At 64.7% G+C, this 26,898-nt stretch carries 28 protein-coding genes; 15 read left to right on the plus strand and 13 right to left on the minus strand.

Translation table 11 applies throughout. The annotated features are described in order from the left end of the window. Positions 1–202: 202 nt before the first annotated feature. The 12 genes from flgB to flgL all read left to right on the plus strand — a co-directional run bounded on the left by flgB (position 203) and on the right by flgL (position 12,330). Positions 203–697, plus strand: coding sequence for a flagellar basal body rod protein FlgB (gene flgB, locus AC1ECK_RS04440; RefSeq protein ID WP_480316255.1), 495 nt, complete (start codon positions 203–205; stop codon positions 695–697). Between the two features lie 107 nt (positions 698–804). Then, complete coding sequence (gene flgC, locus AC1ECK_RS04445; protein ID WP_480316257.1) at positions 805–1,230, plus strand: flagellar basal body rod protein FlgC; 426 nt, start codon at positions 805–807, stop codon at positions 1,228–1,230. A gap of 11 nt (positions 1,231–1,241) precedes the next feature. Next, a complete protein-coding gene (locus AC1ECK_RS04450; protein WP_480316259.1) occupies positions 1,242–1,964 on the plus strand; it encodes a flagellar hook assembly protein FlgD in 723 nt (240 codons plus the stop codon). Positions 1,965–2,012: 48 nt separating this feature from the next. Next, positions 2,013–3,512 carry a flagellar hook protein FlgE gene (locus AC1ECK_RS04455; RefSeq protein WP_480316261.1) on the plus strand — a complete coding sequence of 500 codons (1,500 nt, stop codon included), beginning with the start codon at positions 2,013–2,015 and terminating at the stop codon, positions 3,510–3,512. 20 nt (positions 3,513–3,532) lie between these two features. After that, on the plus strand, positions 3,533–4,294 hold the full coding sequence (gene flgF / locus AC1ECK_RS04460) for a flagellar basal-body rod protein FlgF (protein WP_480316263.1): 762 nt from the start codon (positions 3,533–3,535) through the stop codon (positions 4,292–4,294). 40 nt (positions 4,295–4,334) lie between these two features. Further along, positions 4,335–5,123, plus strand: a complete 789-nt coding sequence (gene flgG, locus AC1ECK_RS04465) for a flagellar basal-body rod protein FlgG (RefSeq protein WP_480316265.1) — start codon at positions 4,335–4,337, stop codon at positions 5,121–5,123. Between the two features lie 32 nt (positions 5,124–5,155). Beyond that, positions 5,156–5,860 carry a flagellar basal body L-ring protein FlgH gene (gene flgH / locus AC1ECK_RS04470; protein ID WP_480316267.1) on the plus strand — a complete coding sequence of 235 codons (705 nt, stop codon included), beginning with the start codon at positions 5,156–5,158 and terminating at the stop codon, positions 5,858–5,860. A gap of 2 nt (positions 5,861–5,862) precedes the next feature. Continuing rightward, positions 5,863–7,041, plus strand: coding sequence for a flagellar basal body P-ring protein FlgI (locus AC1ECK_RS04475; protein WP_480316269.1), 1,179 nt, complete (start codon positions 5,863–5,865; stop codon positions 7,039–7,041). A 9-nt stretch (positions 7,042–7,050) separates the two neighbouring features. Continuing rightward, complete coding sequence (gene flgJ, locus AC1ECK_RS04480; protein ID WP_480316271.1) at positions 7,051–7,977, plus strand: flagellar assembly peptidoglycan hydrolase FlgJ; 927 nt, start codon at positions 7,051–7,053, stop codon at positions 7,975–7,977. Between the two features lie 206 nt (positions 7,978–8,183). Continuing rightward, a complete protein-coding gene (locus AC1ECK_RS04485; RefSeq protein WP_480316273.1) occupies positions 8,184–8,939 on the plus strand; it encodes a flagellar brake protein in 756 nt (251 codons plus the stop codon). Positions 8,940–9,073: 134 nt separating this feature from the next. Continuing rightward, positions 9,074–11,062, plus strand: a complete 1,989-nt coding sequence (flgK, locus tag AC1ECK_RS04490; RefSeq protein ID WP_480316275.1) for a flagellar hook-associated protein FlgK — start codon at positions 9,074–9,076, stop codon at positions 11,060–11,062. An 11-nt stretch (positions 11,063–11,073) separates the two neighbouring features. Further along, a complete protein-coding gene (flgL, locus tag AC1ECK_RS04495; protein WP_480316277.1) occupies positions 11,074–12,330 on the plus strand; it encodes a flagellar hook-associated protein FlgL in 1,257 nt (418 codons plus the stop codon). A gap of 79 nt (positions 12,331–12,409) precedes the next feature. Here flgL and fliR read toward each other — a convergent pair whose 3' ends face one another. The 13 genes from fliR to fliF form a co-directional block, all read right to left on the minus strand. After that, complete coding sequence (gene fliR, locus AC1ECK_RS04500) at positions 12,410–13,192, minus strand: flagellar biosynthetic protein FliR (protein ID WP_480316279.1); 783 nt, start codon at positions 13,190–13,192, stop codon at positions 12,410–12,412. A 26-nt stretch (positions 13,193–13,218) separates the two neighbouring features. Continuing rightward, on the minus strand, positions 13,219–13,488 hold the full coding sequence (gene fliQ, locus AC1ECK_RS04505; RefSeq protein WP_480316281.1) for a flagellar biosynthesis protein FliQ: 270 nt from the start codon (positions 13,486–13,488) through the stop codon (positions 13,219–13,221). A gap of 35 nt (positions 13,489–13,523) precedes the next feature. Beyond that, complete coding sequence (gene fliP / locus AC1ECK_RS04510; RefSeq protein WP_480316283.1) at positions 13,524–14,369, minus strand: flagellar type III secretion system pore protein FliP; 846 nt, start codon at positions 14,367–14,369, stop codon at positions 13,524–13,526. After that, complete coding sequence (fliO, locus tag AC1ECK_RS04515) at positions 14,370–14,972, minus strand: flagellar biosynthetic protein FliO (RefSeq protein WP_480316285.1); 603 nt, start codon at positions 14,970–14,972, stop codon at positions 14,370–14,372. A gap of 77 nt (positions 14,973–15,049) precedes the next feature. Further along, a complete protein-coding gene (gene fliN / locus AC1ECK_RS04520; protein ID WP_480316287.1) occupies positions 15,050–15,508 on the minus strand; it encodes a flagellar motor switch protein FliN in 459 nt (152 codons plus the stop codon). Then, on the minus strand, positions 15,501–16,499 hold the full coding sequence (gene fliM, locus AC1ECK_RS04525) for a flagellar motor switch protein FliM (protein ID WP_480316289.1): 999 nt from the start codon (positions 16,497–16,499) through the stop codon (positions 15,501–15,503). Before fliM ends, fliN begins: the two co-directional genes overlap by 8 nt. Positions 16,500–16,554: 55 nt before the next feature. Then, entirely contained in the window at positions 16,555–17,070 is a 516-nt protein-coding gene (fliL, locus tag AC1ECK_RS04530; RefSeq protein WP_480316291.1) for a flagellar basal body-associated protein FliL, read from the minus strand. A 966-nt stretch (positions 17,071–18,036) separates the two neighbouring features. Further along, entirely contained in the window at positions 18,037–19,608 is a 1,572-nt protein-coding gene (locus AC1ECK_RS04535; RefSeq protein ID WP_480316293.1) for a flagellar hook-length control protein FliK, read from the minus strand. Between the two features lie 103 nt (positions 19,609–19,711). After that, entirely contained in the window at positions 19,712–20,161 is a 450-nt protein-coding gene (fliJ, locus tag AC1ECK_RS04540; protein WP_480316295.1) for a flagellar export protein FliJ, read from the minus strand. A gap of 2 nt (positions 20,162–20,163) precedes the next feature. Further along, positions 20,164–21,792, minus strand: coding sequence for a flagellar protein export ATPase FliI (fliI, locus tag AC1ECK_RS04545; RefSeq protein WP_480316297.1), 1,629 nt, complete (start codon positions 21,790–21,792; stop codon positions 20,164–20,166). Further along, complete coding sequence (gene fliH, locus AC1ECK_RS04550; RefSeq protein ID WP_480316299.1) at positions 21,786–22,469, minus strand: flagellar assembly protein FliH; 684 nt, start codon at positions 22,467–22,469, stop codon at positions 21,786–21,788. The genes fliI and fliH overlap by 7 nt, the downstream gene beginning before the upstream one ends. Next, a complete protein-coding gene (gene fliG / locus AC1ECK_RS04555) occupies positions 22,456–23,451 on the minus strand; it encodes a flagellar motor switch protein FliG (RefSeq protein WP_480316301.1) in 996 nt (331 codons plus the stop codon). The genes fliH and fliG overlap by 14 nt, the downstream gene beginning before the upstream one ends. Continuing rightward, positions 23,441–25,231: a flagellar basal-body MS-ring/collar protein FliF gene (gene fliF / locus AC1ECK_RS04560; protein ID WP_480316303.1), complete on the minus strand. Its 1,791-nt coding sequence runs from the start codon at positions 25,229–25,231 to the stop codon at positions 23,441–23,443. Before fliF ends, fliG begins: the two co-directional genes overlap by 11 nt. Before the next feature lie 239 nt (positions 25,232–25,470). Between fliF and fliE the strand changes: the two genes are divergently transcribed. The 3 genes from fliE to AC1ECK_RS04575 all read left to right on the plus strand — a co-directional run bounded on the left by fliE (position 25,471) and on the right by AC1ECK_RS04575 (position 26,850). Further along, positions 25,471–25,806, plus strand: coding sequence for a flagellar hook-basal body complex protein FliE (gene fliE / locus AC1ECK_RS04565; protein WP_480316305.1), 336 nt, complete (start codon positions 25,471–25,473; stop codon positions 25,804–25,806). 277 nt (positions 25,807–26,083) lie between these two features. Next, the gene (gene fliS, locus AC1ECK_RS04570) at positions 26,084–26,527 is read left to right on the plus strand and encodes a flagellar export chaperone FliS (RefSeq protein ID WP_480316307.1); all 444 of its coding nucleotides are present in this window, start codon (positions 26,084–26,086) and stop codon (positions 26,525–26,527) included. Then, positions 26,524–26,850, plus strand: coding sequence for a flagellar protein FliT (locus tag AC1ECK_RS04575; RefSeq protein WP_480316309.1), 327 nt, complete (start codon positions 26,524–26,526; stop codon positions 26,848–26,850). The genes fliS and AC1ECK_RS04575 overlap by 4 nt, the downstream gene beginning before the upstream one ends. Positions 26,851–26,898: the final 48 nt, after the last annotated feature.

The raw sequence follows: 26,898 nt of genomic DNA on the forward strand, positions 1-26,898 counted from the left end.
GAGGCAACGGTACGAATTGCATTCTAGTGACATGGATCGAGCCGCAAACGTTGAATAGAGGCGACCTTCCCCGGTTATTCCGACGATTGCCGCTTGCACGGCCCGCCTAAGATGCATCACATGCAAAAAGCCCTTTTGGGTGGCCGCAGGTGGAGTGCGTGCTGCAGCGCGCCAGGTGCGGGAACGTTATCCGGAGATTTCCATGCTCGACAAACTCGATGCCGAATTTGCCTTTGGCCGTCAGGCGCTCGATGTCCGCTCGTACCGGCAGGAACTGCTGTCTTCGAACATCGCGAACGCCGACACGCCGAACTACAAGGCGCGTGACGTCAATTTCTCGTCGACCCTCGCGGGCGCCTTGAGGAAGACGGACGGGACCACCGGCACGGGCGCATCGAACAACTCGACGCTGGCGCTGAGCCAGCCCGCGGGCGTGACGAGCGGCATGACGATGGCTTCGACCGAGCCGGGCCACATGGCCGGCAAGGCGAGCCTGATCGCCACGGGCGGCCCGAGCGACGACTACGGCCAGTTGCAGTACCGCATTCCGACGCAACCGGCACTCGACGGCAACACGGTGGACCTCGACGCGGAGCGCGTGCAGTTCGCCGATAACTCGCTGCATTTCGAATCGACCATGACGGAACTGTCGGGCCAGATCAAAACAATGCTGTCGGCGATCACGTCCGGCTCCTGATCGAGCCATGACGCGACGACCCGCAGACACTGGATGTAACCGCTAAAAACCACGCCCACGGGAAGTAATCACGCCGGAACTTGCCGGCACGAGAGGTCAGAGAAGCCATGCCATCGCTGATGAACATATTCACCGTCGCCGGTTCGGCCATGTCGGCCGAGTCGCAGCGGCTCAACGTGACGGCGTCGAACCTGGCGAACGCCGACAGTACGACAGGCCCCGACGGCAAGCCGTACAAGGCCAAGCAGGTGGTGTTCGCGGTCAACCCGATCGGCGGCGCGCGTTCCGCGTCCGGCCAGCAGGTGGGCGGCGTGCAGGTGACCGGCGTGGTGGACGACCCGTCGCCGATGAAAACCACCTACGACCCGGGCAACCCCGCGGCCGACGCGAACGGCTACGTCACGATGCCGAACGTCGACCCGGTGGAAGAAATGGTCAACATGATCTCGGCGTCGCGCGCGTACCAGGCGAACGTCGAAACCCTGAACACGGCAAAGCAGTTGATGCTGAAAACTCTCACGATCGGAACCTGAGGAGCACTTCCTTGACCAGCTCAACCACAATCGGCAACAGCGGGACGACGGTCTCGAAGACGCTGCTCGATACGATGAACGGCACGAACTCGGCGACCAGCGCGTCGAGCAGTTCGGGCAGCAGTTCAGCCAATTCGGGTTCGTCGTTGCAAAACACCTTCCTGCAACTGCTCGTCACGCAGTTGCAGAACCAGGATCCGACCAACCCGATGGACAGCTCGCAGATGACCTCGCAGCTCGCGCAGATCAACACCGTGACCGGCATCAGCCAGTTGAACACCTCGCTGACCTCGCTGGCGACGCAGCTCAATGCGGGCCAGACCTCGCAGGCGGCGCTGCTGATCGGTTCGAGCGTGCTGGCCCCGGGCAGCTCCATTACCGTGGCGAGCGGCAAGACCACCGAGTTCGGCGTGCAGCTCGCCAACGCGGCGTCCGACATGAAGGTCAACGTCGTCAACTCGGCCGGCAAGATCGTCAACACGATCGACCTGGGCGCACAGCCGGCGGGCACCGTGCCGGTCTCCTGGACGCCGGTCGATTCGACGGGCGCCACGCTGCCGGACGGCACCTACACGATCACCGCGACCGGCACCGTGAACGGCGCCGCGGGCACCGGCACCACGCTGACCGCCGGCACTGTCGAGAGCGTCGTGCAGGGTACGGGCGGCGCACCGAGTCTCGTGCTGTCGAATGGCAATACGGTTGCCCTGACCTCGGTCGCGGCAGTCCTCTAAAGCAACCAGTTCAACCGATTTACGACATTCCCCGGAACGGAGACCGTCATGGGTTATCAGCAAGGTTTGAGCGGCCTGTCGGCTGCATCGAGTGATCTCAACGTGATTGGCAACAACATTGCCAACGCGGACACGATCGGCTTCAAGAGCGGCACCGCGGTGTTCGCCGATATGTATGCGAATTCGGTGGCGACGGCCGTCAACAACCAGGTCGGCATCGGCACGCAGCTCGCGGAAGTGCAGCAGCAGTTCTCGCAAGGCACGATCAATACGACCAATCAGGCGCTCGACGTCGCGATCAACGGCAACGGCTTCTTCCAGATGTCGAACAACGGCGCGCTGACGTATTCGCGTAACGGCGTGTTCCAGTTGAACAGCAGCGGTCAGATCGTCAATGCCCAGGGGCTGCAGTTGATGGGTTATGCGGCGAATTCCAGCGGCATCATCAACAGCGCGCAGACGGTGCCGCTGACCGTGCCGACCACCAATATCGCGCCGACGCCCACCACCAGCATTTCCGCGCAGCTCAACCTGAATGCGCAGGATGCGCTGATGCTGGGCACGCCGAAGGCGGTAGTCACAACGACGGGCTCGCTCGCGAGCAGCGGCGCGACGATTACGACCGCTTCGGCCGGCACGAATGCCGACAGCTACACGGTCAACTTTACGAGCCCGACCTCGTACACGGTCACCAACACCACGACGGGCACGACGGGCGCAGCGACCACCTACACGGCAGGCACTGCGATCACGCTTGGCACGGGTGAAGAAGTCACGCTGACCGGCACGCCGGTCGCAGGCGATTCGGTCGCGATTACGCCGACCCCGACCACCTTCGACGCGACCAATTCGTCGACCTACAACTACTCGACCTCGACCCAGGTGTACGACTCGCTGGGCGGCTCGCAGACCGTGAACATGTACTTCGCGAAGACGGGTTCCGGCGCATGGGACGTCTATGCGGGCGTCTCGGGCGGCACGGCAAGCCTGATCGGTACGGCGAGCTTCAGCACCTCCGGCGCACTGAGCGGCGTCACCAGCGTGTCGCCGACGACCACCTCGGACGCGTTCGCTTTCACGATCCCGAACACCGACGGCTCAGGCACGCCGCAGAGCCTCACGCTGAGCATCGCCGGCACCACCCAGTACGGCAGCACGGACGGCGTCAACAACCTGACGCAGAACGGCTTCGCCGCGGGCCAGCTGACGAACTTCACGGTCGGCACCAACGGCATACTGACCGGCAACTATACGAACGGTCAGACGTCCTCGCTCGGTCAGATCGTGCTCGCGAACTTCAACGACCCGAACGGCCTGGTCGACCTCGGCAATAACGAGTATCAGCAGACCGCGCAGTCGGGCTCCGCGCAGATCTCCACCCCGGGCAGCACGAACCACGGCACGCTGCAAGGCGGCGCGGTGGAAGAGTCGAACGTGGACCTGACCAGCGAACTGGTCAATCTGATCACCGCGCAACGCAACTATCAGGCGAACGCGCAGACGATCAAGACGCAGCAGACCGTCGACCAGACGTTGATCAACCTGTAAGCATCACAGGAGCCGAACGCATGACCGACCGTCTGATTTATACCGCGATGTCGGGCGCCACCCAGGCGCTCGAGCAGCAGGCCATTGTCGCGAACAATCTCGCGAATACCTCGACCACCGGGTTTCGCGCCCAGCTCGAGACGTTTCGCGCGGTACCGATGTCGTTCGGCGACGGCAGCACTGTCAACGACCAGACCACGCGTACCTTCGTGCTGTCGTCGACACCGGGCGCGGACGAAACGCCCGGACCGATTCAGCAGACCGGCAACCCGCTCGACGTCGCGGTGCAGGGCGACGGCTGGTTGTCGGTGCAGACCGCCGACGGCGGCGAAGCGTACACGCGCGGCGGCAATCTGCACATCGACCAGAACGGCCAACTGGTGAATGCGGGCAACCTGCCGGTGCTCGGCACGGGCGGCCCGATTTCGGTGCCGCCGGGTGCGGCGATCACGATCGGCAAGGACGGTACGGTCTCGGCGCTCGCGGCGGGAGATCCGGCCTCGGCCATCGCGGTGATCGACCAGTTGAAGATGGTGAAGCCGACGGCCGGCACGCTCACGCGTGGCGACGACGGCCTGTTTCGCACGGCCGACGGCAACCCGGCCGACGCCGATCCGACTGTGACGCTCGCGCCGGAATCGCTCGAGGGCAGCAACGTGAATCCGGTGAACGCGATGGTCTCGATGATCACCAACGCGCGGCAGTTCCAGATGCAGACCAAGATGATCGAAAGCGCGGACCAGAACGACCAGACCGCCAACCAGTTGCTCAGTTTCAGCTAACGGGCGGCGCGCCAGACGTGCACCCAGGAGAATCCACACCGTGAACCGCTCACTCTATATCGCTGCGACCGGCATGAACGCGCAGCAGTCCCAGATGGACGTCATCTCGAACAACCTCGCGAACGTCAGCACCAACGGCTTCAAGGGTTCGCGCGCCGTGTTCGAAGACCTGCTGTATCAGACGGTCCGTCAGCCGGGCGCCAATTCGACCCAGCAGACCGAAGTGCCCTCGGGGATCCAGCTCGGCACCGGTGTGCAACAGGTCGCCACCGAGCGCCTCTACACGCAGGGCAACCTGCAGCAAACCGGCAACTCGAAAGACGTCGCCATCAACGGCAACGGCTTCTTCCAGGTGCAGATGCCCGACGGCACGACCAGCTACACCCGCGACGGTTCGTTCCAGACCAACGCGCAGGGCCAACTGGTGACTTCGAGCGGCTACCCGATCACTCCGACGATCACGGTGCCGCAGAACGCCACCTCGCTGACGATCGGCACTGACGGCGCGGTGTCGATCACGCAGGCCAACAGCTCGACCTCGACGCAGATCGGCTCGCTGCAGCTCGCGACCTTCATCAACCCGGCCGGCCTCGACGCGCAGGGCGAAAACCTGTTCGCGGAAACCAGCTCGTCGGGCACGCCGAACGTCACGACGCCGGGTTCGAACGGCGCGGGTTCGCTGCAACAGGGCTACGTCGAAACCTCGAATGTGAACGTCGTGCAGGAACTGGTCAACATGATCCAGACCCAGCGCGCGTACGAAATCAACAGCAAGGCCGTTACCACGTCCGACCAGATGTTGCAGACGTTGTCGCAAATGCAGGTTTAAGCGCTCGGAACGTGAGACGCCAGGTAAATACGATGTCGCAATTCAATCCCAATCCGGTAGCCGGCGAGGCGCGCAGCGCGCTCCTCGCCACCGCCAGCGCGCTGGTTCTGGCGCTCGGCGGCTGCGCGCAGATGCCGAAGCAGCCGATCGTGCAGCAGCCGATGACGGCTGTGCCGCCGGTGCCGCCGCACGCGCAGACGCCGGGCTCGATTTTCAACCCGGGCTATGCGGGCCGGCCGCTGTTCGAAGACCAGCGGCCGCGCAATATTGGCGACATCCTGACTATCGTCATCCAGGAAAACATCAACGCGACCAAGTCGTCGGGCGCCAACACCAACCGGAGTTCGGCCACCTCGTTTTCCACCACGACCGCCGGTTTTCTCGGCGGCCTGTTCGGCAAGGCGAATCTCAACTCGCAGGGCGCCAACGTGTTCCAGGGCACGGGCGGAGCGAATGCGTCGAACACGTTCAACGGCGTGATCACCGTCACGGTGACCAACGTGCTGCCGAACGGCAACCTGATAGTGAGCGGCGAAAAGCAGATGCTGATCAACCAGGGCAACGAGTTCGTGCGTTTCTCGGGCGTGGTCAACCCGAACACGATTTCCGGCCTGAACGCGGTGTATTCGACCCAGGTGGCCGACGCCAAGATCGAGTATTCGGCGAAGGGCTATATCGACGAGGCGGAAACCATGGGTTGGCTACAGCGCTTCTTCCTTAACGTGGCGCCGTGGTGATCATGAGACTCCCATCTTTCCACCGTCTGCGCCGTTTCGGCCTCGCCTGCGTGGTGTTCGCGCTCGCCTGCGGCGCACTGCCGCCCGCCACACCTGCCGCCCACGCCGAACGGCTGAAAGATCTCGTGGCGATTCAGGGCGTGCGGGACAACCCGCTGATCGGCTACGGCCTCGTCGTCGGTCTCGACGGCACCGGTGACCAGACCACGCAGACGCCGTTTACGACGCAGACGCTGGCGAACATGCTGGCCAACCTCGGTATCTCGATCAACAACCAGTCGGCCGGTTCGTCGAACAGCAGCACCTCGTCGCTCACCAGCATCCAGTTGAAGAACGTCGCCGCCGTGATGGTGACCGCGGTGTTGCCGCCGTTTGCCCGGCCGGGCGAGGCGATCGACGTGACGGTCTCGTCGCTTGGTAACGCCAAGAGCCTGCGCGGCGGCACGCTGCTGCTCACGCCGATGAAGGGCGCGGACGGCGCCGTGTACGCGCTCGCCCAGGGCAACATGGCGGTGGGCGGCGCCGGCGCCAGCGCGAACGGCAGCCGCGTGCAGGTGAACCAGCTCGCTGCGGGGCGCATCGCCGCCGGGGCGATCGTCGAACGCGCGGTGCAGAGCAGCATTACGCAAGACGGCACGATGCAGCTCGAACTGAACGACATGGACTACGACACGACGCAGCGCATCGTCGCCGCAGTCAACAACGCGTTCGGCCAGGGTACCGCCACGCCGCTCGACGGCCGCACGATCCAGTTGCGTGCCCCGACCGATCCGGCCCAGCAGGTGTCGTTCATGGCGCAACTCGAAGATCTCGATGTGAAGCCCGCGCAAGGCGCGGCGAAGGTCGTGCTGAATGCGCGCACCGGCTCGATCGTGATGAACCAGATGGTGACGCTGGAGAATTGCGCCGTGGCGCACGGCAATCTCTCGGTGGTGGTCAACACGCAGCCGGTGGTCAGCCAGCCGGGCGCGTTTTCGAACGGCCGCACCGTGGTGGCCCAGCAGTCCCAGATCCAGTTGAAGCAGGACGACGGCGCGTTGAAGTACGTGAAGGCCGGTGCGAACCTGGCCGACGTCGTCAAGGCGCTCAATGCGCTCGGCGCGACACCCGCCGACCTGATGTCGATCCTGCAGGCGATGAAGGCAGCAGGTGCCTTGCGCGCCGAACTTGAAATCATCTAAGGAGCCGCGATGACTACCGATTCCACTTCAGGCCCGAATGATCTGACGCAGCGCTTTGCGCTCGATGTGCAGGGGTTCGACAGCCTGCGTGCCAAGGTCGCCGCGTCGCCCCAGCAGGGCGTCAAGATGGCCGCCAAGCAGTTCGATGCGAGCTTCATCACGATGATGCTGAAAAGCATGCGGGATGCGACGCCGCAGGACGGCCCGCTCGATTCGCGCGACGGCTCGCAGTTCACCTCGATGATGGACGAGCAGATGGCGCAGCAGATGTCGTCCAAGGGAATCGGCGTGGCCGATGCGATGCTCAAGCAGTTGATGAACAACGCCGGCATGCAGAGCGGCGACGCGGGAGGCGGCAGCACCGCTGCGCTGAACGCGCTGGCCAAGGCCTACGGCAACCCGCAGGCAAACGGCTCGCTCGCGAGCGGCGTGGGCTACTCGCGCAACAGCGCCTTGACGCCGCCGCTGCACGGCGACGGCACGACCAACGTCAACGCGTTCGTCGACAAACTGGCCGCCTCCGCGCAGGCCGCGAGCGAAACCACCGGCGTGCCGGCGCGTTTCATCATCGGCCAGGCTGCGCTCGAATCGGGTTGGGGCAAGCGCGAGATCATGAAGGCGAACGGCGAGCCCAGCCACAACGTATTCGGCATCAAGGCGACCAAGGACTGGACCGGCAAGGTCGTTACGACGATGACCACCGAGTACCACAACGGCAAGCCGCAGCGCGTGGTCGAGAAATTCCGCGCCTATGACTCGTACGACGAGGCCATGGCCGATTATGCGCAACTGCTGAAGAACAATCCGCGTTATGCGCAGGTGCTGAACGGTTCGCACGACGCCGCGGGTTTTGCGATCGGCATGCAGCGCGCCGGTTATGCAACCGATCCGCATTATGCGAAAAAGCTCATGTCGATCATGGACCGCATGAGCTAAGGGCGCCGCGCCCGGTGGGCCTAGGCGTCCGGTTTAACGTTTGCGGGAAATATTTGCTTCAATTACCCTAAACTTTGGGTTCAGACTGCCGCTATTCAGTCAGACCTTAATACCGGGGTAGCTTTTCCTGGTCAAACGCACGTGTCACGGGCCCCGGCACTGGACCTCGGGCACGGGCCCGTACGAACATGCAAACCGGCAAGCCCATGGATACCACTGAGACGAACGGCCAGACGGACGGCTCTATTGAAACCGGCAACGATTTCGGTCGCCGCAATCCGCTCGAGATCGGTGTCCAGTTGCGCAATCTCGTCAACCGCGGCGACTTTTTGACCGCGCAGTACAAGGGAGGCCAACTCGTCACCCGGATTCTCGACGTTAACGTGCGCGAGCGCACCTTCACCTTCGATTGGGGCGCACTGGCCGAACAGAACCGCGGTCTGATCGCGGCTCCCCGCTGCACCTTCCATGCCCAACCCGACGGCGTGCGTGTCGAATTCGCCACCGGTACGCCGCGCGAAACCACGTTCGAAGGCCACCCGGCATTCGAAGCCGATTTCCCGGAAGTGCTGTTTTACATTCAGCGCCGCGAGTTTTTCCGCGTCGACGCGCCGGTGCTCGATCCGTATACCTGCACGGGCCGCTTGCCCGACGGCGAGCGCTTCCGCTTCGAAGTGCATGACCTGTCGCTCGGCGGGGTCGGCATGCGCACCACCGATACGCGCGTCGCGGACCTGCCGATGGGCTGCGTGCTGGAAGATTGCGAACTGAGCCTCGGGGCGCCGGGCAAGCTTTCGCTGGATCTGCAACTGGTGTCGTTCCGCGCCATCGACCTGCCGAACGGCACGCTGCGCTATCAGCTCGGGCTGCGCTTCGTGAGGCTGCCGGGCAGCGCCGAGAACACCTTGCAGCGCCTGATTACGCAACTTGAAATGAAGCGTCGCTCGCTGGTGCGAACCTGATTTGACGCGCGCCGCCACCTCGTTGCGGCGCGCGTATAAAAACCGGTTGCCCCCTCAATTTTGTCGCCAGTGCGCCGATATACATAGAGTCTTGGCAACTCGGTGGGCGCGTTGCCAGCCCTTCAGGATGACGCATGTCCAGCAACCTTATCAATATCGGTCTCAGCGGACTTAACGCAGCCCAATGGGGGCTGACGACGACCAGCGAGAACATCAGCAATTCGACGACGCCCGGCTACGATGTCGAGCGGCCCGTCTATGCGGAAACCAACGGCGAGTACACCGGCTCCGGTTATCTGCCGCAGGGCGTGTCCACCTCGACGATCCAGCGCGCATACAGCCAGTATCTCAACACCGAGCTGAACAACGCCCAGTCGCAAAGCGGCTCGCTCACCACCAACTACACGATGCTCGCGCAGTTGAATAACCTCGTCGGCAGCCCGACGTCGGGGATTTCGACCGCGATCACCAGCTATTTCACGGGTCTGCAGAACGTGGCGAGCAGCCCCGCGAATTCCGCGACGCGGCAGACGGCTGTAAGCGATGCCCAGACGCTCGCCGGCGAGTTGAACTCGGTCGGCTCGCAATATGCGCAAATGGGCCAAAGCGTGAATACGCAACTGGCCTCCACGGTGTCGCAGATCAATACGTACACCGCGCAGATCGCGACGCTCAACCAGCAGATTACCGCCGCCAGCTCGCAGGGCCAGCCGCCCAACCAGTTGCTCGACCAGCGCGACCAGGCGATCTCCAGCCTGTCGTCGCTCGTCGGCGTCCAGGTGGTGTCGAACTCGAGCGGGGACAGCGTGTTCCTGCCCAGCGGCCAGGCGCTCGTAACCGGCACGACCAGCTTCAACCTCGGCACGGCCCCCTCGCCGGCGAATTCCGGCGAGACTTCGGTGACCTATCTGGGCGCCGCGGGTACCACGGCGAGCTCCGCAACGACCCAGTATCTGTCCGACAGCAGCATGCAGAGTGCCGGCGGCACGCTCGGCGGCCTGATCACGTTCCGCACGCAGTCGCTCGATCCCGCGGAGGCGCAACTGGGCGCGATCGCGACCAGCTTTGCTGCCCAGGTCAACAACCAGAACGAACTGGGTCTCACGCTGTCCGGCGGTGCCGGCGGCGCGTTGTTCTCGGTGGCGTCGCCGGTGACCAGCGCCAATACGAACAACACGGGAACGGCGTCGCTCAGCGTCTCCTTCGTCAACGCCACCCAGCCTACGACCAGCAACTACACGCTGTCGTATAACGGCTCGGCCTACACGCTGACGGACAACCAGACAGGCGACACGGTCGGTTCGGCCACCAGCCTGTCGCAGCCGATCGACGGTCTGAATTTCTCGATGACCGGCACGATGAACGCCGGCGACTCGTTCAACGTTTCGCCGACGAGCGGTGCGCTGAGCAGCTTCGCCCTCACGACCACCAGCGGCTCGGCGATCGCGGCAGCTTCGCCGGTGCTGGTGACCGCAGGCTCGAGCAATACCGGGACGGCGACGATTTCGCAGGGCGCCGTCTCGGCCGGTTATTCGCTGCCCTCGACGACGACCACGCTGACATACAGCTCCGCTTCCGGTGGCCTGACCGGCTTTCCGGTCGGCTCGGTGGTGACGGTCAACGGCACCAGCACGACGATTGCCTCGGCCACGACGGTGGTGCCCTATTCGCCCACCAGCGGCGCCACGATGACGATCGCCACGACACCGGTCACCGCCGGCTCGATGAACGGCATCAGCCTGACGCTGAGCGGCGCCCCGGCGAATAACGATACCTTCACGATCGCGGCCAATACCGGCGCGCAGAGCGACGGCCGCAATGCAACGCTGATGTCGAACATCGTCAGCGCACAGACGCTCAACGGCGGCACCACCACGCTCACGACCGCCTACGCGAACTACGTGAACACGGTGGGTAACACGACCAATTCGGTTAACGCATCCAACACGACCCAGACTGCGCTTGTGACACAGATCACGTCGGCGCAGCAGTCGGTCTCGGGTGTGAACATCAACGAGGAAGCAGCGAACCTGTTGCAGTACCAGCAACTGTACCAGGCCAACAGCAAGGTCATTCAGACCGCTGACACGCTGTTCCAGACCATTCTCGGCATATTCCAGTGAGGCGTTGAGCGATGCGCATCTCTACTACGCAGTTTATGAACATGAATGTCCAGACCATGGACAATCAGCAAAGCGAACTGACCCAGTTGTACGGCGAGATCTCGAGCGGCGTGAGCCTCTCCACGCCGGCCGACAATCCTTTGGGCGCAGCCCAGGCCGTGCAGTTGAGCATGCAGGGCGCGACGCTGTCGCAGTACGCCACCAACCAGAGTTCCGCGCTGACCCAACTGGGCTCGGAGGATTCGACGCTCTCCAGCGTCACCCAGACCCTGCAAAGCGTGAACACGCAGTTGCTGAGCGCCGGCGACGCGACGCTCAACGATACGAACCGCAGCGCCATTGCGGCGACGCTGCAGCAGTTGAACACCAGCTTGATGACGCTCGCGAACACCAAGTCGCCGTCCGGCAGCTATCTGTTCGGCGGCTTCCAGACATCGTCGCAACCGTTCACGCAGAATTCGGCCGGCGCGATTGTCTACAACGGCGATAACGGCGTATCGAGCACACAGGTCTCGGACTCGACTTCGATCGCGACCGGCGATAGCGGTGCGTCGGTATTCATGAGCGTGACGCCGGAGACGGCCAGCCCGGTCGCCTGGGCGGCGGCGGCCAATACCGGTACGGCGGTGATCGGCCCGGTCAGCACGACCAATGCGGCGGCTTCGGCAAACGCCGACACCTACGGGATCACCTTCAGCGTGACGGGCACACCCGCCGTTACGACCTACACCGTGTCGGACACCACCAGCGCGGGCGTCACCACGACCGGCGCGGCGCAGACTTATACGACGGGATCGGCGATCACGCTCGGCACGAGCGGCCAGACCGTGTCGATTACCGGCACGCCGGCCAACGGCGACGCGTTCACCGTGACGCCGGCCACCCAGGTGCCGGCCTCGCAAGGCGGCACCAACATCTTCACGACGATCCAGAACATGATCACTGCGTTGCAAACCCCGGCCGATACGCCGGCGACGGCCGCGGCGCTCACCAATTCGCTGAATGTGGGGCTGACGCAGGTGCAGAACACGCTGTCCAACGTCACGACGGTGCAGGCGACGGTGGGCGGGCGCGAGCAGCAGATTCAGGCGATGCAGACGGTGAATCAGAACCAGACGCTGCAGAATACGAGTTCGCTCGCCGATCTGACCTCGACCAACCTGACCTCGACCATCAGCAAGTACACGCAGACGCAATACTCGCTGCAGGCTTCGGAGCAGGCCTTCGCGAAGGTTCAGCAGATGTCGCTGTTCCAGTACCTGAGCTAGTCAGGCAGCCGGGCAGTAGCAGTTAACGAAGGGGTCGGCTGGGCAAGACGGGAGGCGCTGCGGCGGCCTCCCGTTTTTGTTAGCGCAGCCCGGCCGCGACCCGCCCCATCTGCTCGATACCGCTGTCGAACAGCCGCGAGAAGAACGGAATCATGTTCGGCACCATCAACTGCAACAGCAGCATGCCGACCAGCATGGTGAGCGGAAAGCCGATCTGGAACACGCCGATCTGCGGCGCGGCGCGGTTGAGAATGCCGAGCGCGAGGTTGGCGATCAGCAGGGCGGCGACCACCGGCAGCGCCAGCAGCAGCCCCATCGAAAAGATCATGCTGCCCCAGTTCGCGAGCGAGCGCCAGCCGGCTGCGCCGAGCAGATTGCCCGACACCGGCAGGGTCTGGAAGGTGGCGATCAGCGCGCTAATGATCTGCAGATGGCCGTCGAGCACGAGGAACACCAGCATCGCGAACACGTTCATGTAGCTCGAGAGCACCGCGCTCGAACCGCTCGCCTGCTGATCGAAGAAGGTCGCGAAGCCCAGCCCCATGCCGAGCCCGACAAATTCGCCGGTCGCCTGAATCGCCGTGAAGACGAGCTGCATGGTCAGGCCGAGCGCGGCGCCGATCAGGAACTGGTTGACGATGATCCACACGCCCATCGCCGAAAACACGCTGACCTGCGGCAGCGGACCGAGCGTGGGCGCGACGATGACCGTGATGAAGCAGGACAGGCCGATCTTCACGCGCGTCGACACCGACATGTTGCCGAATACCGGGGCGGTCGCCACCAGCGCCAAAATCCGCACGAGCGGCCACAGAAACGCGGCCATCCACGTGTTCAGTTGTGCGTAAGTGACGGAAAACATGGCGGGGGCCTAATGCTTGGTTCGGCTCAGTTGGTGAGCGTCGGAATGTTCGTCAGCATCTCGCGCAGATAGTCGAGTATGGTCGACAGCATCCACGGACCGGCAATCACCAGCGTGACGGCGATCGCCAGCAGCTTGGGGATGAACGAGAGGGTCGATTCGTTGATCTGCGTGGCCGCCTGAAACAGGCTCACCAGCAGACCGACGACGAGCGCCACCAGCAACAACGGTGCGGCCAGCAGCATGGCGACGTACATCGCCTGGTGCGCCAGCGCCATGACTGATTCGGGTGTCATGATGAATGGGCCGGATGCGTTAAACGTTAAAAGGACTAGACGAAGCTCTGCGCGAGCGAGCCGATCAGCAACTGCCAGCCGTCCACCAGCACGAACAGCATCAGTTTGAACGGCAGTGAGATCGTCGCGGGCGACACCATCATCATCCCCATCGACATCAGCACGCTCGCCACCACCATGTCGATGATGAGGAACGGAATGAAGATGGTGAAGCCGATCTGGAAACCGGTCTTCAGCTCGCTCGTGACGAACGCCGGCACCAGCATCGGCAGCGGCACGTCTTCGGGCCCCTGCATCGGCGCGGCGTGCGAGATCCGGGCGAACAGCGCCAGATCGGTTTCGCGGGTCTGCCGCAGCATGAAGGTCTTGAACGGCGCGAGTCCGCGGTTGACCGCCTGATCCATCGGCAGCGTACCTTCGGAGAAAGGCTTGTAACCGTCGTTATACGCCTTGTCGAGCACCGGCGACATCACGAACAGCGTGAGAAACAGCGCGAGTCCGATCAGCACCTGGTTGGGCGGCGTGGTGGTGGTGCCGAGCGCCTGGCGCAGCAGCGACAGCACGATGATGATGCGCGTGAAGCTCGTCATCATCAGCACCATCGCCGGCAGGAACGACAGCACCGTGAGCAGCAGCATGGTCTGCACGCTCAGCGAATAGGTGGTGCCGCCGTTCGGTCCTGGGCTCGTGTTGAAGGCGGGCAGGCCGGCCGCCTGGGCGAACGACAGCGACGGCAGCGCCATCAGCAGGGTCGGCAGCGCGAACGGGGCGAAGCGCCGCAGCACGGTGAGAAGCGTCACAAGGAATTGGCGCCGGCTGGTGACAGGCGCGCGGCCTGAGGCCGCGTGCTCGTGGCGCGCTGGTCGATGACTGAACTGCATTTACTGATCCCTGCCGTCTGGCCGGTTGAAACGTTTGCCGACTTCGCCTTTCAGGGCGTCGCGAAAGCGTTGTCCGAAGGTGCCGGGCAACGCGCTGCCCGGATGCGTGGCAGTACCGGGGTCGGTTGCGCCGAAGGGCAGCGCCGTGCCGGACGGTCCAGCGCCGCCGGCCGAGCCGGCCGGCATGGTGTGCAGCAGGCGCACGTTGCCGGGCGCTGCGCCCAGTACCAGCCAGGTATCGCCGATCTCGACGACCGCGACCCGTTCCTTGCCGCCAAGCGAGGTGCCGCCGACGGTCTTCACGATGCCGCCGCGGCTGCCCGGCTGCAGGCCGAAGCGGCGCGCGAGCCAGGCACAGGCGAACACCAGGCCGATCACGACCAGCAGGCCAAAGACGGTTTGCAGAACCGCGCCGATTCCGAGCGACGGCACAGCCGCGCCGGCGCCGACTGCGGAGGCGACCTGGGCGGGGTGGTTGACCGCATTCATGTCGGCGGCGCTGGCGCTCGACGAAGCGAGGGCGAGCGGCGCGGACAGGATGACGCCAAGGGCGGTGAGGGCGGCGGCTACGGTGTCGAAGCCGCGAGCGCCGGCGCGTGCCATGCTGCGGCTGCGCTTTCCTGACAGCCGGTGCGCAGCGCTGCGCCCACGAGGGCGCGCACTGCGCCCGGCAAGGCGTTTCATCGATTCAGCTTCCGGATGCGCTCGGACGGCGTGATGATGTCGGTCAGACGGATACCGAACTTGTCGTTGACCACCACGACTTCACCCTGCGCGATCAGACAGCCGTTGACCAGCACGTCCATCGGTTCGCCGGCGAGGCCGTCGAGTTCCACCACCGAGCCTTGCGCGAGTTGCAGCAGGTTGCGGATGGCGATCTTGGTGCGGCCGAGCTCGACCGTCATCTGGACCGGAATGTCCAGAATCATGTCGATGTCGTTGCGGGTGGTGTTCGGCTCGACCTTCGAGAGCGGCTGGAACACCCCGGCGGTCGTGGCGCTGACCGTACCGTTGTCGTTCTGTTCGGCGAGGGCGCTGGCCCAGTCGTCGAGCGCGGCCTCGTCGGCGGACGTATCCGCGCCGGCCAGTTGCGCCTCGCCCGGCAGTTCCTTCTCCGGCGTTGCATTCAGCTCAGTCATATCCACCATCCTTAATCGTGTCCGCTGCGCTGATCATTTTCTGGACCCGCAACGCATATTGACCATTGAAAATACCGTAGCCGCATTCCATCACCGGGACACCGTCGACCTTGGCGGTGATGTGTTCGGGGACGTTGATCGGCAGAACATCGCCTTTGCGCATGTTCAGGATCTGTTCGAAGGTGACCGGGACCTGCGCGAGATCGGCGGTCAGCTCGACTTCCGCGGCCTGCACCTGCTGCGACAGCACGCGCACCCAGCGGCGGTCGACATCCACCGCTTCGCCCTGGATCGGCGAGGAGAGGATGTCGCGGATCGGCTCGATCATCGAATACGGCATGCAGATGTGCAGCGTGCCGCCGGTCGAGCCGAACTCGATCGAGAACTGCGTGACGATGACGATTTCGTTCGGCGTCGCGACGTTGGCGAACTGCGTGTGCATCTCCGAGCGCACGAACTCGAACTGCAGCGGCCGCACGCTCTTCCACGACGTCGTGTAGTGCTCGAACACGAGGTTGAGCAGCTTGCCGATGATGCGTTGTTCGGTGGCCGTGAAGTCGCGGCCTTCGACGCGGGTATGGAAGCGCCCGTCGCCGCCGAACAGGTTGTCGACGACGAAGAACACCAGATTCGGATCGAAGACGAACAGCGAGGTACCGCGCAACGGCTTGACGTGGACCAGATTCAGGTTGGTCGGGATCGGCAGGTTGCGGGTGAATTCGCTGTACTTCTGTACCTTCACCGGGCCGACGGAAATCTCCGCGGTGCGCCGCATGAAGTTGAAGATACCGACGCGCAGAAGACGCGCGAAGCGATCGTTGATGATTTCGAGGCCGGGCATCCGGCCGCGGACGATGCGTTCCTGCGTGGCGATGTTGTATGGCCGGACTCCGGCGCGGTCGGACTGCTCCGCTTCCGAGTCGGACTCGCCGGTTACGCCCTTGAGGAGGGCATCGACCTCCTCCTGGGACATGAACTCTTCGTGGCCCATTCCTATTCCTCGTGCGTCCCTTGGCGGTTGATGATGGCAGCAGCGTAAAGCGGCGTCACTGCACGACGAATTCGGTGAACAGCACGTCTTCGACGTTGATGGGCGCGGCGCCCTTGTCGTTCGGCTGTTCGATCAGCGTTTTCAGTTCGGTGGCGAGGGCGCGCTTGCCGTCGAGGGGCGCGAGATCGTCGGGGTGTTTGTTCGACAGCGCGAGCAGGACGCGGCTGCGGACTTCCGGCATATGGTCGGTGAGCTCCTGCTGGACCTTGGGGTCATTCAGCTTGAGGGTGAGACCGATGCGCAGATAGTGTTGCTGGCCGTCGTCGGACTGCAGGTTGACGGTCATGGGTTCGAGCGGGAAGAACACCGGCACGGCGGGCGGAGCGGGAGCTGCGGCGGCCGCCTGGGTTCCGGTGGGGGCCGGCTGATGCCGGGACATGAAGAACCAGACGCCGGCGCCGGCTGCGCCTGCGGCGATCAGGGCGATCAGCGCGATGAGGATGATGCGCTTCATCGGGCCGGGAGCGGCCGGCTGAACGGGGGCTTGCTGGTTTGCGGTCGTCGATGCCATGGATTCTTGCTTGCCTCAGTGCTGGTAGGGTGAATTGTTGTTTAATTGCGCGTCGCGCGATGGGTCGAAAAGAAGGGGGTTTGGGGGGTATCTCTTGTCTTTGCTGTTTTTCGTTTGTCTGGGTTGTTTTGTTTTTTTGCCTGCGCGGCGCTTTGGTTGTTGTTCTTGCTGCGTTGGCCTTTCCTTGCTTTCTTATCGGTCTATTGGCGTTGCCCCTGTGCGGGGCGGCACCTACTTTTCTTTGCCGCCGCAAAGAAAAGTAGGCAAAAGAAAGCGGGCTGACAACCGCTAGCCCGTAGGTGTCCACCACTCAAACCACTGCGGAATGGTCCGCACGAAGACCGACCCTCGCACCACCCTACTTGGTGACAAAGCACTCATCCGTTCCAGCGTCGCGCTTCGCGCCCCGCCGACGGGCATAACGCTTTCTGCAAGCTCTATAGGTATTCCAACGATCTCGGGCTTTGCTTACGGTCGGTATGCTGGCGCCGACGGCATGCCGAGCACATCGCAAATTGCGCGTTGAGCAATTGCTCATGCGCCGTGCGCTAGCCGGGTGAGGAGGTGTCCATCCCATTGCTCCTGGTGCTACTGCGCGGCCGGACCATTGGCCGCAAACCTTGGTAGCTCCGCCTTCCCACGCATACCTACCTACGATGTTTGAAGAAGGAGTTATGCCCTTCGGCGGGGCGCGCAGCGCAACGCTGGAACGGATGACAGCCTTGTCACTAAGGGGCAGTGTGCGAGGGCAGCTCCTCGTGCGGACCACTCCGTGAAGGTCTGCGTGGAGGACACCTACGGGCTAGCGGTTGTCAGCCCGCTTTCTTTTGCCTACTTTTCTTTGCGGCGGCAAAGAAAAGTAGGTGCCGCCCCGCACAGGGGCAACGCTAATAGACCAAAAGCAAAACAAGGAAAGGCCAACACCCCAGGAACAACAACCAAAAAGCGCCGCGCAGGCAAAAAAAATCAAGCAAACGTATCGACTAACCCAACAGACCGCCGAACGGCAACATTAGCGACAGTGGATGCATCACCCTCAGAATCCCCGCCGGAGGCAAGTCCAGACCCAGACCCGCGATTACCGGAGGACCCACCCGACGATTGCCCTTGCTGCCCAGCCTGCCTAGCAAACCCATCACTAACACTGGCACTCCCCAACCCAATTCCGTTCTGCTCCATCGCCTCCCGCAACTTCGGCAACGCCGCCTCCACCGCCTCCCGCACCTGCGGATGCTGCGAAACAAACAGCGCATGCGCATGGTTATCGGAAACCTGCAACACCACCTGCAGCGGCCCCAGGTCCTTCGGGTTCAGCGTCAACTCCGCACTCTGCTGATGCGCGTTCGACAGGAACACCACCTTCTGTCCCAACGCATCTTCCCAATCCGATGTCCCCACCGTCGGCGCCAGTGTGTTCGCCGCCGCTGCCGCCGCCGCCGGGTTCGCGCTCTGTGCCGCCGCCGTCGTTGCGTTCGAGGCACTAGCGGCTGCCGCCGCCTGGCTCGCCGCCAGCGCCGCATTCGCTGCGTCCGCCGTGCTCTTTAGCGTCGACAGGCTGTTCTGCGTATCCGTCGTGCTCGAGGCCGCCAGCGTGTCAGCCGCATTCTTCGCCAGCGTGTCCGCCGTGCTCGTCGTTGTCGTCGCCGTCTGCTCGAGCTTGTCGCCCAGCTTGCCCTTCGCGTCGCCCAGCATCGAGCCGGTCGTCTGCGCCTTGCCGCCCGTCGACGCACGCAGCGCCAAGCCGCTGTCGCCGCTCAGGCCACTTGTGCCGCTCGTGCCCGTCGTCGCGCTAGTCGCGTTGCCCACGTTCGCCGCCTGCGTCGCTACCGCGCCCTGTGCGCCGCTCATCGCGGCCAGCGCCGCCTGCAGTGCGTCGCTGACCGATTTCGGGTCGGAGTCGCCCACGTGCTTGCCGTGGTGCGTGCCGTCCGTCGTAGTGCCGGTCGCGCCCGCCGCGTCGGTTAGCGAACTGGTCGCGTCGTCCGTCGCGGTGGTGTTGGCGCCGTTGGCATTGGCGTTCGCGCTGGCCTGGAGTTGGGCCTGTGCCTGCAACTGGGCCGCTATCGCGGCGGCCGCCGCCGAGGTCGTCGTGTTGCCGGAATTGCCGGTGCTTTGCTGCGTCGCGCCGTTGCTGCTGGTCCCGGTGCTCTGCTGCGTGTTGCCCGACGACGAGGCTGAGGTCGTGCCGCTGTTGCCGGCGCTGTTGTCCGTCGTGCCGGCAGCGCTGCTGCTCTGGCTGCTGGTCGCGCTGCTGCTATCGCTGCTGTTCGAGCTCGGGTCGCTCGGCTGCGCAGCCGCTTGCGCGCTCGCGGAGGCGGCGGCCGTCGATGCCGAGGGCGCAGGTGTCGGCGCCGGGGCCGGGGCCGGGTCGCTCGGCACCGGGTCGCTCGCGCTCGACGATACGTCGTTCTGCAAGTCGATGCTCTGTTGCAAGGTCTGCGCGAATGGCTGGGCGCCGGAGGTGTCCGGTGTGCTGCTCGTCGGTGAACTACTGCTCGAAGAATCGAACAGCGAGCTGATAAACGATAGTGGCGACATGGCTGATCCTGTCTATCCGGTAATCCCGGTCAATGCAATGTGCGGTCAAGGTCCGCCCGAGCGCTCGTGCTTCAGCGCCTGGGTGCTGAAACCGGCGCGCGGGTCAAACGCCCTCGGTGCGCATCCTGAGAATTCGTGCGGCATGTTCGTCGGCGTCGCGCTGTTCGCGCCGCGCAAGCTGCTGCGCTTCCGCCGCGTCGCCGCGTGCCTGCAGTACTTCGTAAGAGCCTAACTTCTGTTTGTGACGCTGCCATTCCGGTTTCGCTGCTTCCACCCGCGCGTCGGCCGCCTGCAGCAGCTTGCGCTGCTGTTCGATGGCGGCGTCGAGCGTATCGATGAAGGCCTGGAAATTGCGCATGTTGCCGGCCGGCATGCCGCTTTGTGCGGTGGCGTTAAAGCGCGCGTGGTATTCGTCGCGGTAGCGCACCAGCGCGTCGAGCTGGGCCTGCACTTCGCTCGCCTCGCGCTGCGCGCGGCCGAGCCGTTGCGCCGCGGCGTCCACGTCGTCCTGGGCGAGGCCGATAAGCGTCTTGATCGGAAAGTGTTTCGCCATCCTCAGGCTCCTTGGGTAAACAGCGCATCGAGTCTCTGCAGACTCGCGTCGAATCCCGCGCACTCGCGGAACCCTTGCTGCAAAAACGCCTCGATGCGCGGATACAGCGCGATTGCGCGGTCGAGCAACTGGTCGCGCCCGCTGGAATAGGCGCCCACATTGATCAGGTCGCGGTTACGTTGGTAACGCGACAGCATCTGTTTGAAAAGACGGGTCTTCTCGAGGTGCGGCTCGTCGATCAGCGCGGTCATCGCGCGGCTGATCGAGGCTTCGATGTCGATGGCCGGATAGTGGCCGGCCTCGGCGAGCGAGCGCGACAGTACGATATGGCCGTCCAGAATCGCGCGCGCCGAATCGGCGATCGGATCCTGCTGATCGTCGCCTTCGGTCAGCACGGTGTAGAACGCGGTGATCGAGCCGCCGCCCGCCGGGCCGTTGCCGGTGCGCTCGACCAGCGCCGGTAGCTTGGCGAACACTGACGGCGGATAGCCCTTGGTGGCCGGCGGCTCGCCGACGGCCAGCGCGATTTCCCGCTGCGCCATCGCATAGCGGGTCAGCGAGTCCATCAACAGCAGCACGTGCTTGCCCTGATCGCGGAAATATTCGGCGAGCGAGGTCGAGTAGGCGGCGGCCTGCATCCGCAAGAGCGGCGAAACGTCCGCGGGCGCGGCGACCACCACCGAGCGCGCGAGGCCGTCCTCGCCGAGAATCTGTTCGATGAATTCCTTCACTTCGCGGCCGCGCTCGCCGATCAGGCCGATCACGATCACTTCGGCGCTGGTGTAGCGCGCCATCGTGCCGAGCAGCACCGACTTGCCGACGCCCGAGCCGGCGAACAGCCCCATGCGCTGGCCGCGGCCGACCGTCAGCAGCGCATTGATCGCGCGCACGCCGACGTCGAGCACCTTGTGAATCGGTTCGCGGTTCAGCGGGTTGATGGTCGGCGCGGAGAGCGGCGCGTCGGTTTTGGCGCCGAGCGGACCGAGCCCGTCAAGCGGCCGGCCCGAGGCGTCGAGTACCCGGCCGAGCAGTTCCCAGCCGACCGGCAAGCGCTTGGCGCCTGCCATCGGATCGGCGATCGGCGCGCTTTCGAGCGGATAGACGCGCGCGCCGGGCAGCAGGCCGATCACTTCGGTGGTCGGCATCAGGAACAGCTTGTCGCCGGCAAAGCCGACCACTTCGGCTTCCGCCATCGGCAGCGAGCTGCCCTGCGGTAGTTCGATCATCACTTCGGCGCCGACCGACAGGCGCAACCCGACCGCTTCGAGCACGAGGCCCGCTGCCCGCGTGAGCCGGCCGCAGGCGCGCATGGGCCGTGCGATCGCATTGCGGGCGCGCAGTTCGTCCAGATGGCCGCGCCAGGCGTTCATGTGCGGGTTGTTGGCGAGCGCCGGATTCGATGCGGGGCGGCTGGCGTTCGCAGTGCCGGCCAATGCGTCGCGGCTGGCGGCGGCAAACGCGGAGGTCGAATGACCGTGGCGGGAGTCGTGTGGCGCGACCTTCGGACGCGGCGCTTCCTGGGGCGCAGGCGGATCGAGCGGCGCCTGGGCGCCGAACGAGGCCAGCGCCAGCTCCTGTTCGAGCGGCGTCAGATCGCTGGCGCGGATCTCCGCGATGGTCGGCTTCACCATGTGCTTGCCTTGCCCAGCGCGGCGGCAACCCGCTGCCAGCGTGTGTCAATCCCGGCATCCACTTCGCCGGTGCTGGCGTGGGCGCGGCAACCGCCGCGCTCGACCGCCGGGTCGGTGCGCACGGACCAGCCGCGCGCCTGCAATTCTTCCATCAGATACGCCTCGACCACCGGCAGGTCGGCCGGGCTCACGACGAGGTGCGGTGCGCCCGTCAGCGCGGGCTCCGCCGCCAGCACTTCGCGGGCGGCGGCGATCAGCGCGGTGGGGTCGTGCTGCACGTGCTGGCGCACCACCTGCTGCGCGATGTCCAGCGCGAGCGCGACGAGGGTTTCCGAAATTTCATGCTGGGCGCCTTCCAGCGCGGTCTTGAAAGTCTCGGCGAGAGCCGCGAGCCGGGCGGCTTCTTCACGCGCTTCGGTCTGGCCCTGGGCGAAACCTTGCGCATGTCCCTGATCGTAGCCGGCCTGGTAGCCGAGCGCCTGGCCGGCCACGTGGCCGGAGGCGACGCCCTGGGCGTGCGCGGCATCGCGCAGGCGCTGCAGTTCGGCTTCGAAAGCGCCGCTGTCGTCGATCTGCTCGGGCGGCGCCGGCGGCACCGGGTCGAACGAGGCCATCTCCCAGCGCTGGTAGGCCGAGAGGCTCGCCTTGCGCGTGGGATCCTGATCAGACATATGCATCTTCCGCCTTGCCGCCTATCGCGATCTGGCCGCTTTCCGCCAGGTTGCGCACGATCTGCAAAATGCGGCGTTGCTGCGTTTCCACTTCGGAGACGCGCACCGGGCCGCGGGCATCGAGGTCTTCCGCCAGCAGTTCGGCGGCACGCTGCGACATGTTCGACAGGAACTTCTGGCGCAGCGCAGGCTGGGCGCCCTTGAGCGAGATGATCAGCGCTTCCGATTCGACTTCCTTCAGCAGCAACTGGATCGCACGGTCTTCCAGGTCGAGCAGGTTCTCGAACACGAACATCTGGTCGATGATCTTCTGCGCCAGTTCCGCGTCGTACTGGCGCACGTTCTCGAGCACGCCTTCTTCGTGGTTGCTCGACATGAAGTTGAGAATTTCCGCCGCCGTGCGGATGCCGCCCATCGGGCTGCGCTTCAGGTTGTCGCTGCCGGACAGCAGGCCGGTCAGCACGTCGTCCAGTTCGCGCAGCGCCGCCGGCTGGATGCCGTCGAGCGTGGCGATCCGCAGCAGCACGTCGTTGCGCAGCCGTTCGGTGAAGCAGGCGACGATTTCCGAGGCCTGGTCGCGGTCCAGGTGCACGAGGATCGTCGCGATGATCTGCGGGTGCTCGTTTTTGATCAGCTCGGCCACGGCCGCCGAATCCATCCACTTCAGGCCTTCGATACCGCTCGTGTCGCTGCCCTGCAGGATCCGGTCGATGATCGCACCGGCCTTGTCGTCGCCGAGCGCCTTGGTCAGCACCGAGCGGATGTATTCGCTCGAATCGAGCGACAGCGCCGTGTGCTGCTCGGCCTCGCGGACGAACTCGTGCAGCACCTCGTCGACCTGTTCGCGCGTCACGTTCTTCAGCGCCGCCATCGCGACACCGATCTTCTGGACCTCGCGCGGTCCGAGAAACTTGAATACCTGCGCCGCTTCCTCCTCACCGATCGACATCAGGAGGAGCGCGCTTTTCACCACGCCTTCAGCGCTCATCGGACACCCAGCTCTTAACGACCGTTGCGACAATCTTCGGATCCTGGCGCGCGATGTTGCGCGCGTATTCCAGGTTCCGCTCGAATTTGTGTTTGTCGCTCTCGAGCGACATCAGGTCGGACTCGCCGTCGTCCTCTTCCGCGGCGCCGCCGCGCAGGCCAGCCGGCAGGCCGTCGAGCAGCATCGGCTCGTCCGGCGACGGCAGGGCGGCAGCGGCGGCCGGCTCCGGCGGCGGGAAGGCGCGGCGCAGGGCCGGCTTGACCATCACGAAGTACAGGAACAGGGCGACGGCGCCAATGCCCAGGTAGGTCGCGATCTGCTTGGCGAGCGCGATCATCTCCGGCGTACGCCACCACGGCACGTCCGCGTTCGGGTCGATCTCGGCGGTGAACGCGCTGTTGACCACGTTCACCGAGTCGCCGCGCTGGGCGTCGAAGCCCATCGCGTCCTTCACTAGCTGGTTGACCTGGGCGAGCTTGTCGGCCGTGAGCGGCTGCATGGTCGCGTGACCCTTGGCATCCACGACGCGCATGTAATTCACCACCACCGCCACCGACAGCCGCTTGATGTTGCCCATCGACTGCTGGACGTGACGCACCGTCTTGTCGAGTTCGTAGTTGGTGGTGGCGTCCTTGCGGTCGCTGACCGGCGTCGTGCTCGTGCCGCTCGCGCCGTTGGGCGCGTTGATCGGCGCGGAGGCGGGCTGCGGCGGCTGGTTCGAGAGCGCGCCCGGCACGCCCGAGGCGCCGCCTTGCGAGAGTTCCGTGTCGGAGCTGGTCTGCTGGCTGCGGATCGCCGCCTGTTGCGGATTGCCGTTCGGGCCGTAGTTTTCCGAAGTCTGCTCGATCTGCGAGAAATCGACGTCGGCGCTCACTTGCGAGTGCGCATTGCCGGCGCCGAACAGCGGCGCGAGGATCGTGTCGATGCGCTGCTGCGTGTTGCGTTCGATCTGCTGGACGTATTTGAGCTGCGAGGCGTCGAGCCCGGCGCCGGAGGGCGGCTGGGTCAGCAGGTTGCCGTCCTGGTCGACGATCGTCACGCCGCGCGGCGGCATGTCGGGCACCGCCGAGGCCACCATATGGGTGATCGCCACCACCTGGCCTTCGTCGAGCATGCGGCCCGGGTAAAGGTTCACCAGCACCGAGGCGGACGGTGCTTCATGATCGCGCACGAATACCGATGGCTTCGGGATGGCCAGATGCACGCGCGCCAGCTTGACCGTCGAGAGCGATTCGATGGTGCGTTCGAGCTCGCCTTCCAGCGCGCGCTGGTAGTTCACCTGCTCGGCGAACTGGCTGATGCCGAACTTCTCGTTGTCCATCAGTTCGAAGCCGACCGAGCCGCTCTTCGGCAGACCCTGCGAGGCGAGGCGCAGGCGCATTTCGTGCACCTGCTCGGACGGCACCAGAATGGCGCCGCCGCCGTCGGAGAACTTGTAGGGGATGTTGGCTTGCTGCAGCGCGGTAATGATGGCGCCGCCGTCCTGGTCGGACAGGTTGCTGTACAGCACCTTGTAGTCCGGTGCGCGCGACCAGAGCCACAGGCCGACGACCACGGCGATCAGCACGGCCACCGCGAAGATCAGCGGGGCGCGCGGATTGCCGCGCATCTGCGTCAAACCGGACAGGCGCTGCGAAAAGTTGCCGCCGAGGCCGCCACCGCCCAGGTCAGCGGCGCCGCCGGCCTGGCCGGCGCCAGGCGTGGCGCCGCCTGGCGCCTGCGCGCCGGCGAGGCCCATGCGGGCGTCGGGGTTGATCAACGAGTTGGCTGACGAATCCATGCGTCGGGTATCTCCGGGATGCCTGGGGTCCTGCCGCCTGCCGCCACACCAGGGTTGGCGGGCGCACGGACAGAGACTTTCACGATTGGAATTATGCGCAGGCACGGACAACCCGATTGCTCGAATAGAGCAGGGTTTCCCCCCTAGTTTCGCGGCTTTCGAAATGGGCCCGCTGATATTCTCTCGGTCAGATCGGCAAAGGCCTTGCTGCGCCGTTCTACCTTCCATCTGGAGAGAACATGACAATGCCCGTGAACGCGCTCTCGTCGGCGCTGCAGCAGATGCAGGCGATGGCCGCGCAAGCCGCCGGCGGCACTGAATCGGTGGCGGACCAGTCCGGTGCGGCGACCTCGAGCGGTTTTGCCTCGGCGCTCAAGGCCTCGCTCGACAAGATCAGCGGCGATCAGCAAACCGCAGCCGGTGAAGCTCGCGCGTTCGAAATCGGCGCGTCCAACGTCTCGCTGAACGACGTGATGATCGACGGGCAGAAGGCCAATCTGGGCTTCCAGTTCGGCCTGCAGGTGCGCAACAAGCTGGTCTCCGCCTACAACGACATCATGCAGATGTCGGTTTGACGGCGTAGCGACTGGCAGGTGTGCCGGCGGGTCTGGAGGTGCCGGAGCCGCCGGTAATCGGTCCGCGAGCGGGGCTCGCGGCCGGGATCTGTTGCGCGGCTTCGCTTCGCCTATGCCTGCTAAATTTTGCAGCATTTCGCCTTAAACCTCCTTACAGCGGCCTAAAGCTTTTCGGTTGCCCATCCGATAACCAGGTACAGGCAGACATCCGGGTGCAACAACGTGCCGCGGAGAGACGTCTCATACTTTCCGATTCCGCAGCAAAGGAGGAGCGCCGATGTTTTCCCCAGGACACGCTGGAGCCAACGCATACGCACGTGTCGGCGTCGAGACAGGGGTGATGGGTGCCAATCCGCATCGTCTGATCGTCATGCTGTATCAAGGCGCCCGCCAGGCTATCGCCCAGGCGCGCATGCATATGCAGCAAGGCGGTGTGACGTCGGTGGCGGCGCGCGGGGAGGCCATCAGCAAGGCAATCCGGATTATTGAAAGCGGGCTGCAGGCGTCGCTCAACGTCGAAGCGGGCGGTGAGATCGGCGAACGTCTGAACGCGCTGTATGGGTATATGTCGCGCCGTCTGTTCGAAGCCAACGTAAAGCAGAGCGAAGCCATGCTGGTCGAAATCGACCGCTTGCTGGCCACGCTCGAAGAAGCCTGGATCGGGATAGCCCCGGAGATCGCGCGGATGGCGGTACAGCCAGCCGCGGAAAGTATGAGATGACTTCGAACGCAGAATATTTTGCCCGCTACGAGGCGATCGCAGCGATTTCCGCACGCATGCTGACAGCAGCGCGCCGCGCTCTGTGGAACGATCTGGTGCCGTTGCAGGAAGAATATCGGCACCTGGTCGACGCGCTGCAAGACGCGGAAACCGGGGTGAACCTCGACGAAGTGGAGCGTGCGCGCAAGTACGACCTGATCCGCCAGATTCTGGCGGATGATGCGGCCATCCGGGATCTCGCGAATCCGCGTATGGCGAACCTGTCGGCGCTGTTCACGGGCCGGCCGGCTCGGGTGCTCAAGGAATTGTACGGAGCCCGCTGAGCTTTTTTGATTGCGATAGATTGACTGCGTTAGCCGCGCGCAGCCAAC

Source organism: Paraburkholderia sp. SSBN10T (assembly GCF_056619545.1).

Excerpts from the sequence above, each read along its gene's own strand:
- AC1ECK_RS04575 (WP_480316309.1), top strand. The coding sequence starts at position 26,524 with ATGACTTCGAACGCAGAATATTTTGCCCGCTACGAGGCGATCGCAGCG.
- fliR (WP_480316279.1), bottom strand. The coding sequence starts at position 13,192 with ATGTTTTCCGTCACTTACGCACAACTGAACACGTGGATGGCCGCGTTT.
- flgC (WP_480316257.1), top strand. The coding sequence starts at position 805 with ATGCCATCGCTGATGAACATATTCACCGTCGCCGGTTCGGCCATGTCG.
- fliQ (WP_480316281.1), bottom strand. The coding sequence starts at position 13,488 with ATGACACCCGAATCAGTCATGGCGCTGGCGCACCAGGCGATGTACGTC.
- fliS (WP_480316307.1), top strand. The coding sequence starts at position 26,084 with ATGTTTTCCCCAGGACACGCTGGAGCCAACGCATACGCACGTGTCGGC.
- flgH (WP_480316267.1), top strand. The coding sequence starts at position 5,156 with ATGTCGCAATTCAATCCCAATCCGGTAGCCGGCGAGGCGCGCAGCGCG.
- fliL (WP_480316291.1), bottom strand. The coding sequence starts at position 17,070 with ATGGCATCGACGACCGCAAACCAGCAAGCCCCCGTTCAGCCGGCCGCT.
- fliJ (WP_480316295.1), bottom strand. The coding sequence starts at position 20,161 with ATGGCGAAACACTTTCCGATCAAGACGCTTATCGGCCTCGCCCAGGAC.
- flgB (WP_480316255.1), top strand. The coding sequence starts at position 203 with ATGCTCGACAAACTCGATGCCGAATTTGCCTTTGGCCGTCAGGCGCTC.
- AC1ECK_RS04535 (WP_480316293.1), bottom strand. The coding sequence starts at position 19,608 with ATGTCGCCACTATCGTTTATCAGCTCGCTGTTCGATTCTTCGAGCAGT.
- AC1ECK_RS04475 (WP_480316269.1), top strand. The coding sequence starts at position 5,863 with ATGAGACTCCCATCTTTCCACCGTCTGCGCCGTTTCGGCCTCGCCTGC.
- AC1ECK_RS04485 (WP_480316273.1), top strand. The coding sequence starts at position 8,184 with ATGGATACCACTGAGACGAACGGCCAGACGGACGGCTCTATTGAAACC.
- AC1ECK_RS04455 (WP_480316261.1), top strand. The coding sequence starts at position 2,013 with ATGGGTTATCAGCAAGGTTTGAGCGGCCTGTCGGCTGCATCGAGTGAT.
- flgF (WP_480316263.1), top strand. The coding sequence starts at position 3,533 with ATGACCGACCGTCTGATTTATACCGCGATGTCGGGCGCCACCCAGGCG.
- fliG (WP_480316301.1), bottom strand. The coding sequence starts at position 23,451 with ATGAGCGCTGAAGGCGTGGTGAAAAGCGCGCTCCTCCTGATGTCGATC.
- fliP (WP_480316283.1), bottom strand. The coding sequence starts at position 14,369 with ATGCAGTTCAGTCATCGACCAGCGCGCCACGAGCACGCGGCCTCAGGC.
- fliF (WP_480316303.1), bottom strand. The coding sequence starts at position 25,231 with ATGGATTCGTCAGCCAACTCGTTGATCAACCCCGACGCCCGCATGGGC.
- flgJ (WP_480316271.1), top strand. The coding sequence starts at position 7,051 with ATGACTACCGATTCCACTTCAGGCCCGAATGATCTGACGCAGCGCTTT.
- flgL (WP_480316277.1), top strand. The coding sequence starts at position 11,074 with ATGCGCATCTCTACTACGCAGTTTATGAACATGAATGTCCAGACCATG.
- fliO (WP_480316285.1), bottom strand. The coding sequence starts at position 14,972 with ATGGCACGCGCCGGCGCTCGCGGCTTCGACACCGTAGCCGCCGCCCTC.
- fliI (WP_480316297.1), bottom strand. The coding sequence starts at position 21,792 with ATGGTGAAGCCGACCATCGCGGAGATCCGCGCCAGCGATCTGACGCCG.
- fliN (WP_480316287.1), bottom strand. The coding sequence starts at position 15,508 with ATGACTGAGCTGAATGCAACGCCGGAGAAGGAACTGCCGGGCGAGGCG.
- fliE (WP_480316305.1), top strand. The coding sequence starts at position 25,471 with ATGACAATGCCCGTGAACGCGCTCTCGTCGGCGCTGCAGCAGATGCAG.
- flgK (WP_480316275.1), top strand. The coding sequence starts at position 9,074 with ATGTCCAGCAACCTTATCAATATCGGTCTCAGCGGACTTAACGCAGCC.
- fliM (WP_480316289.1), bottom strand. The coding sequence starts at position 16,499 with ATGGGCCACGAAGAGTTCATGTCCCAGGAGGAGGTCGATGCCCTCCTC.
- fliH (WP_480316299.1), bottom strand. The coding sequence starts at position 22,469 with ATGCATATGTCTGATCAGGATCCCACGCGCAAGGCGAGCCTCTCGGCC.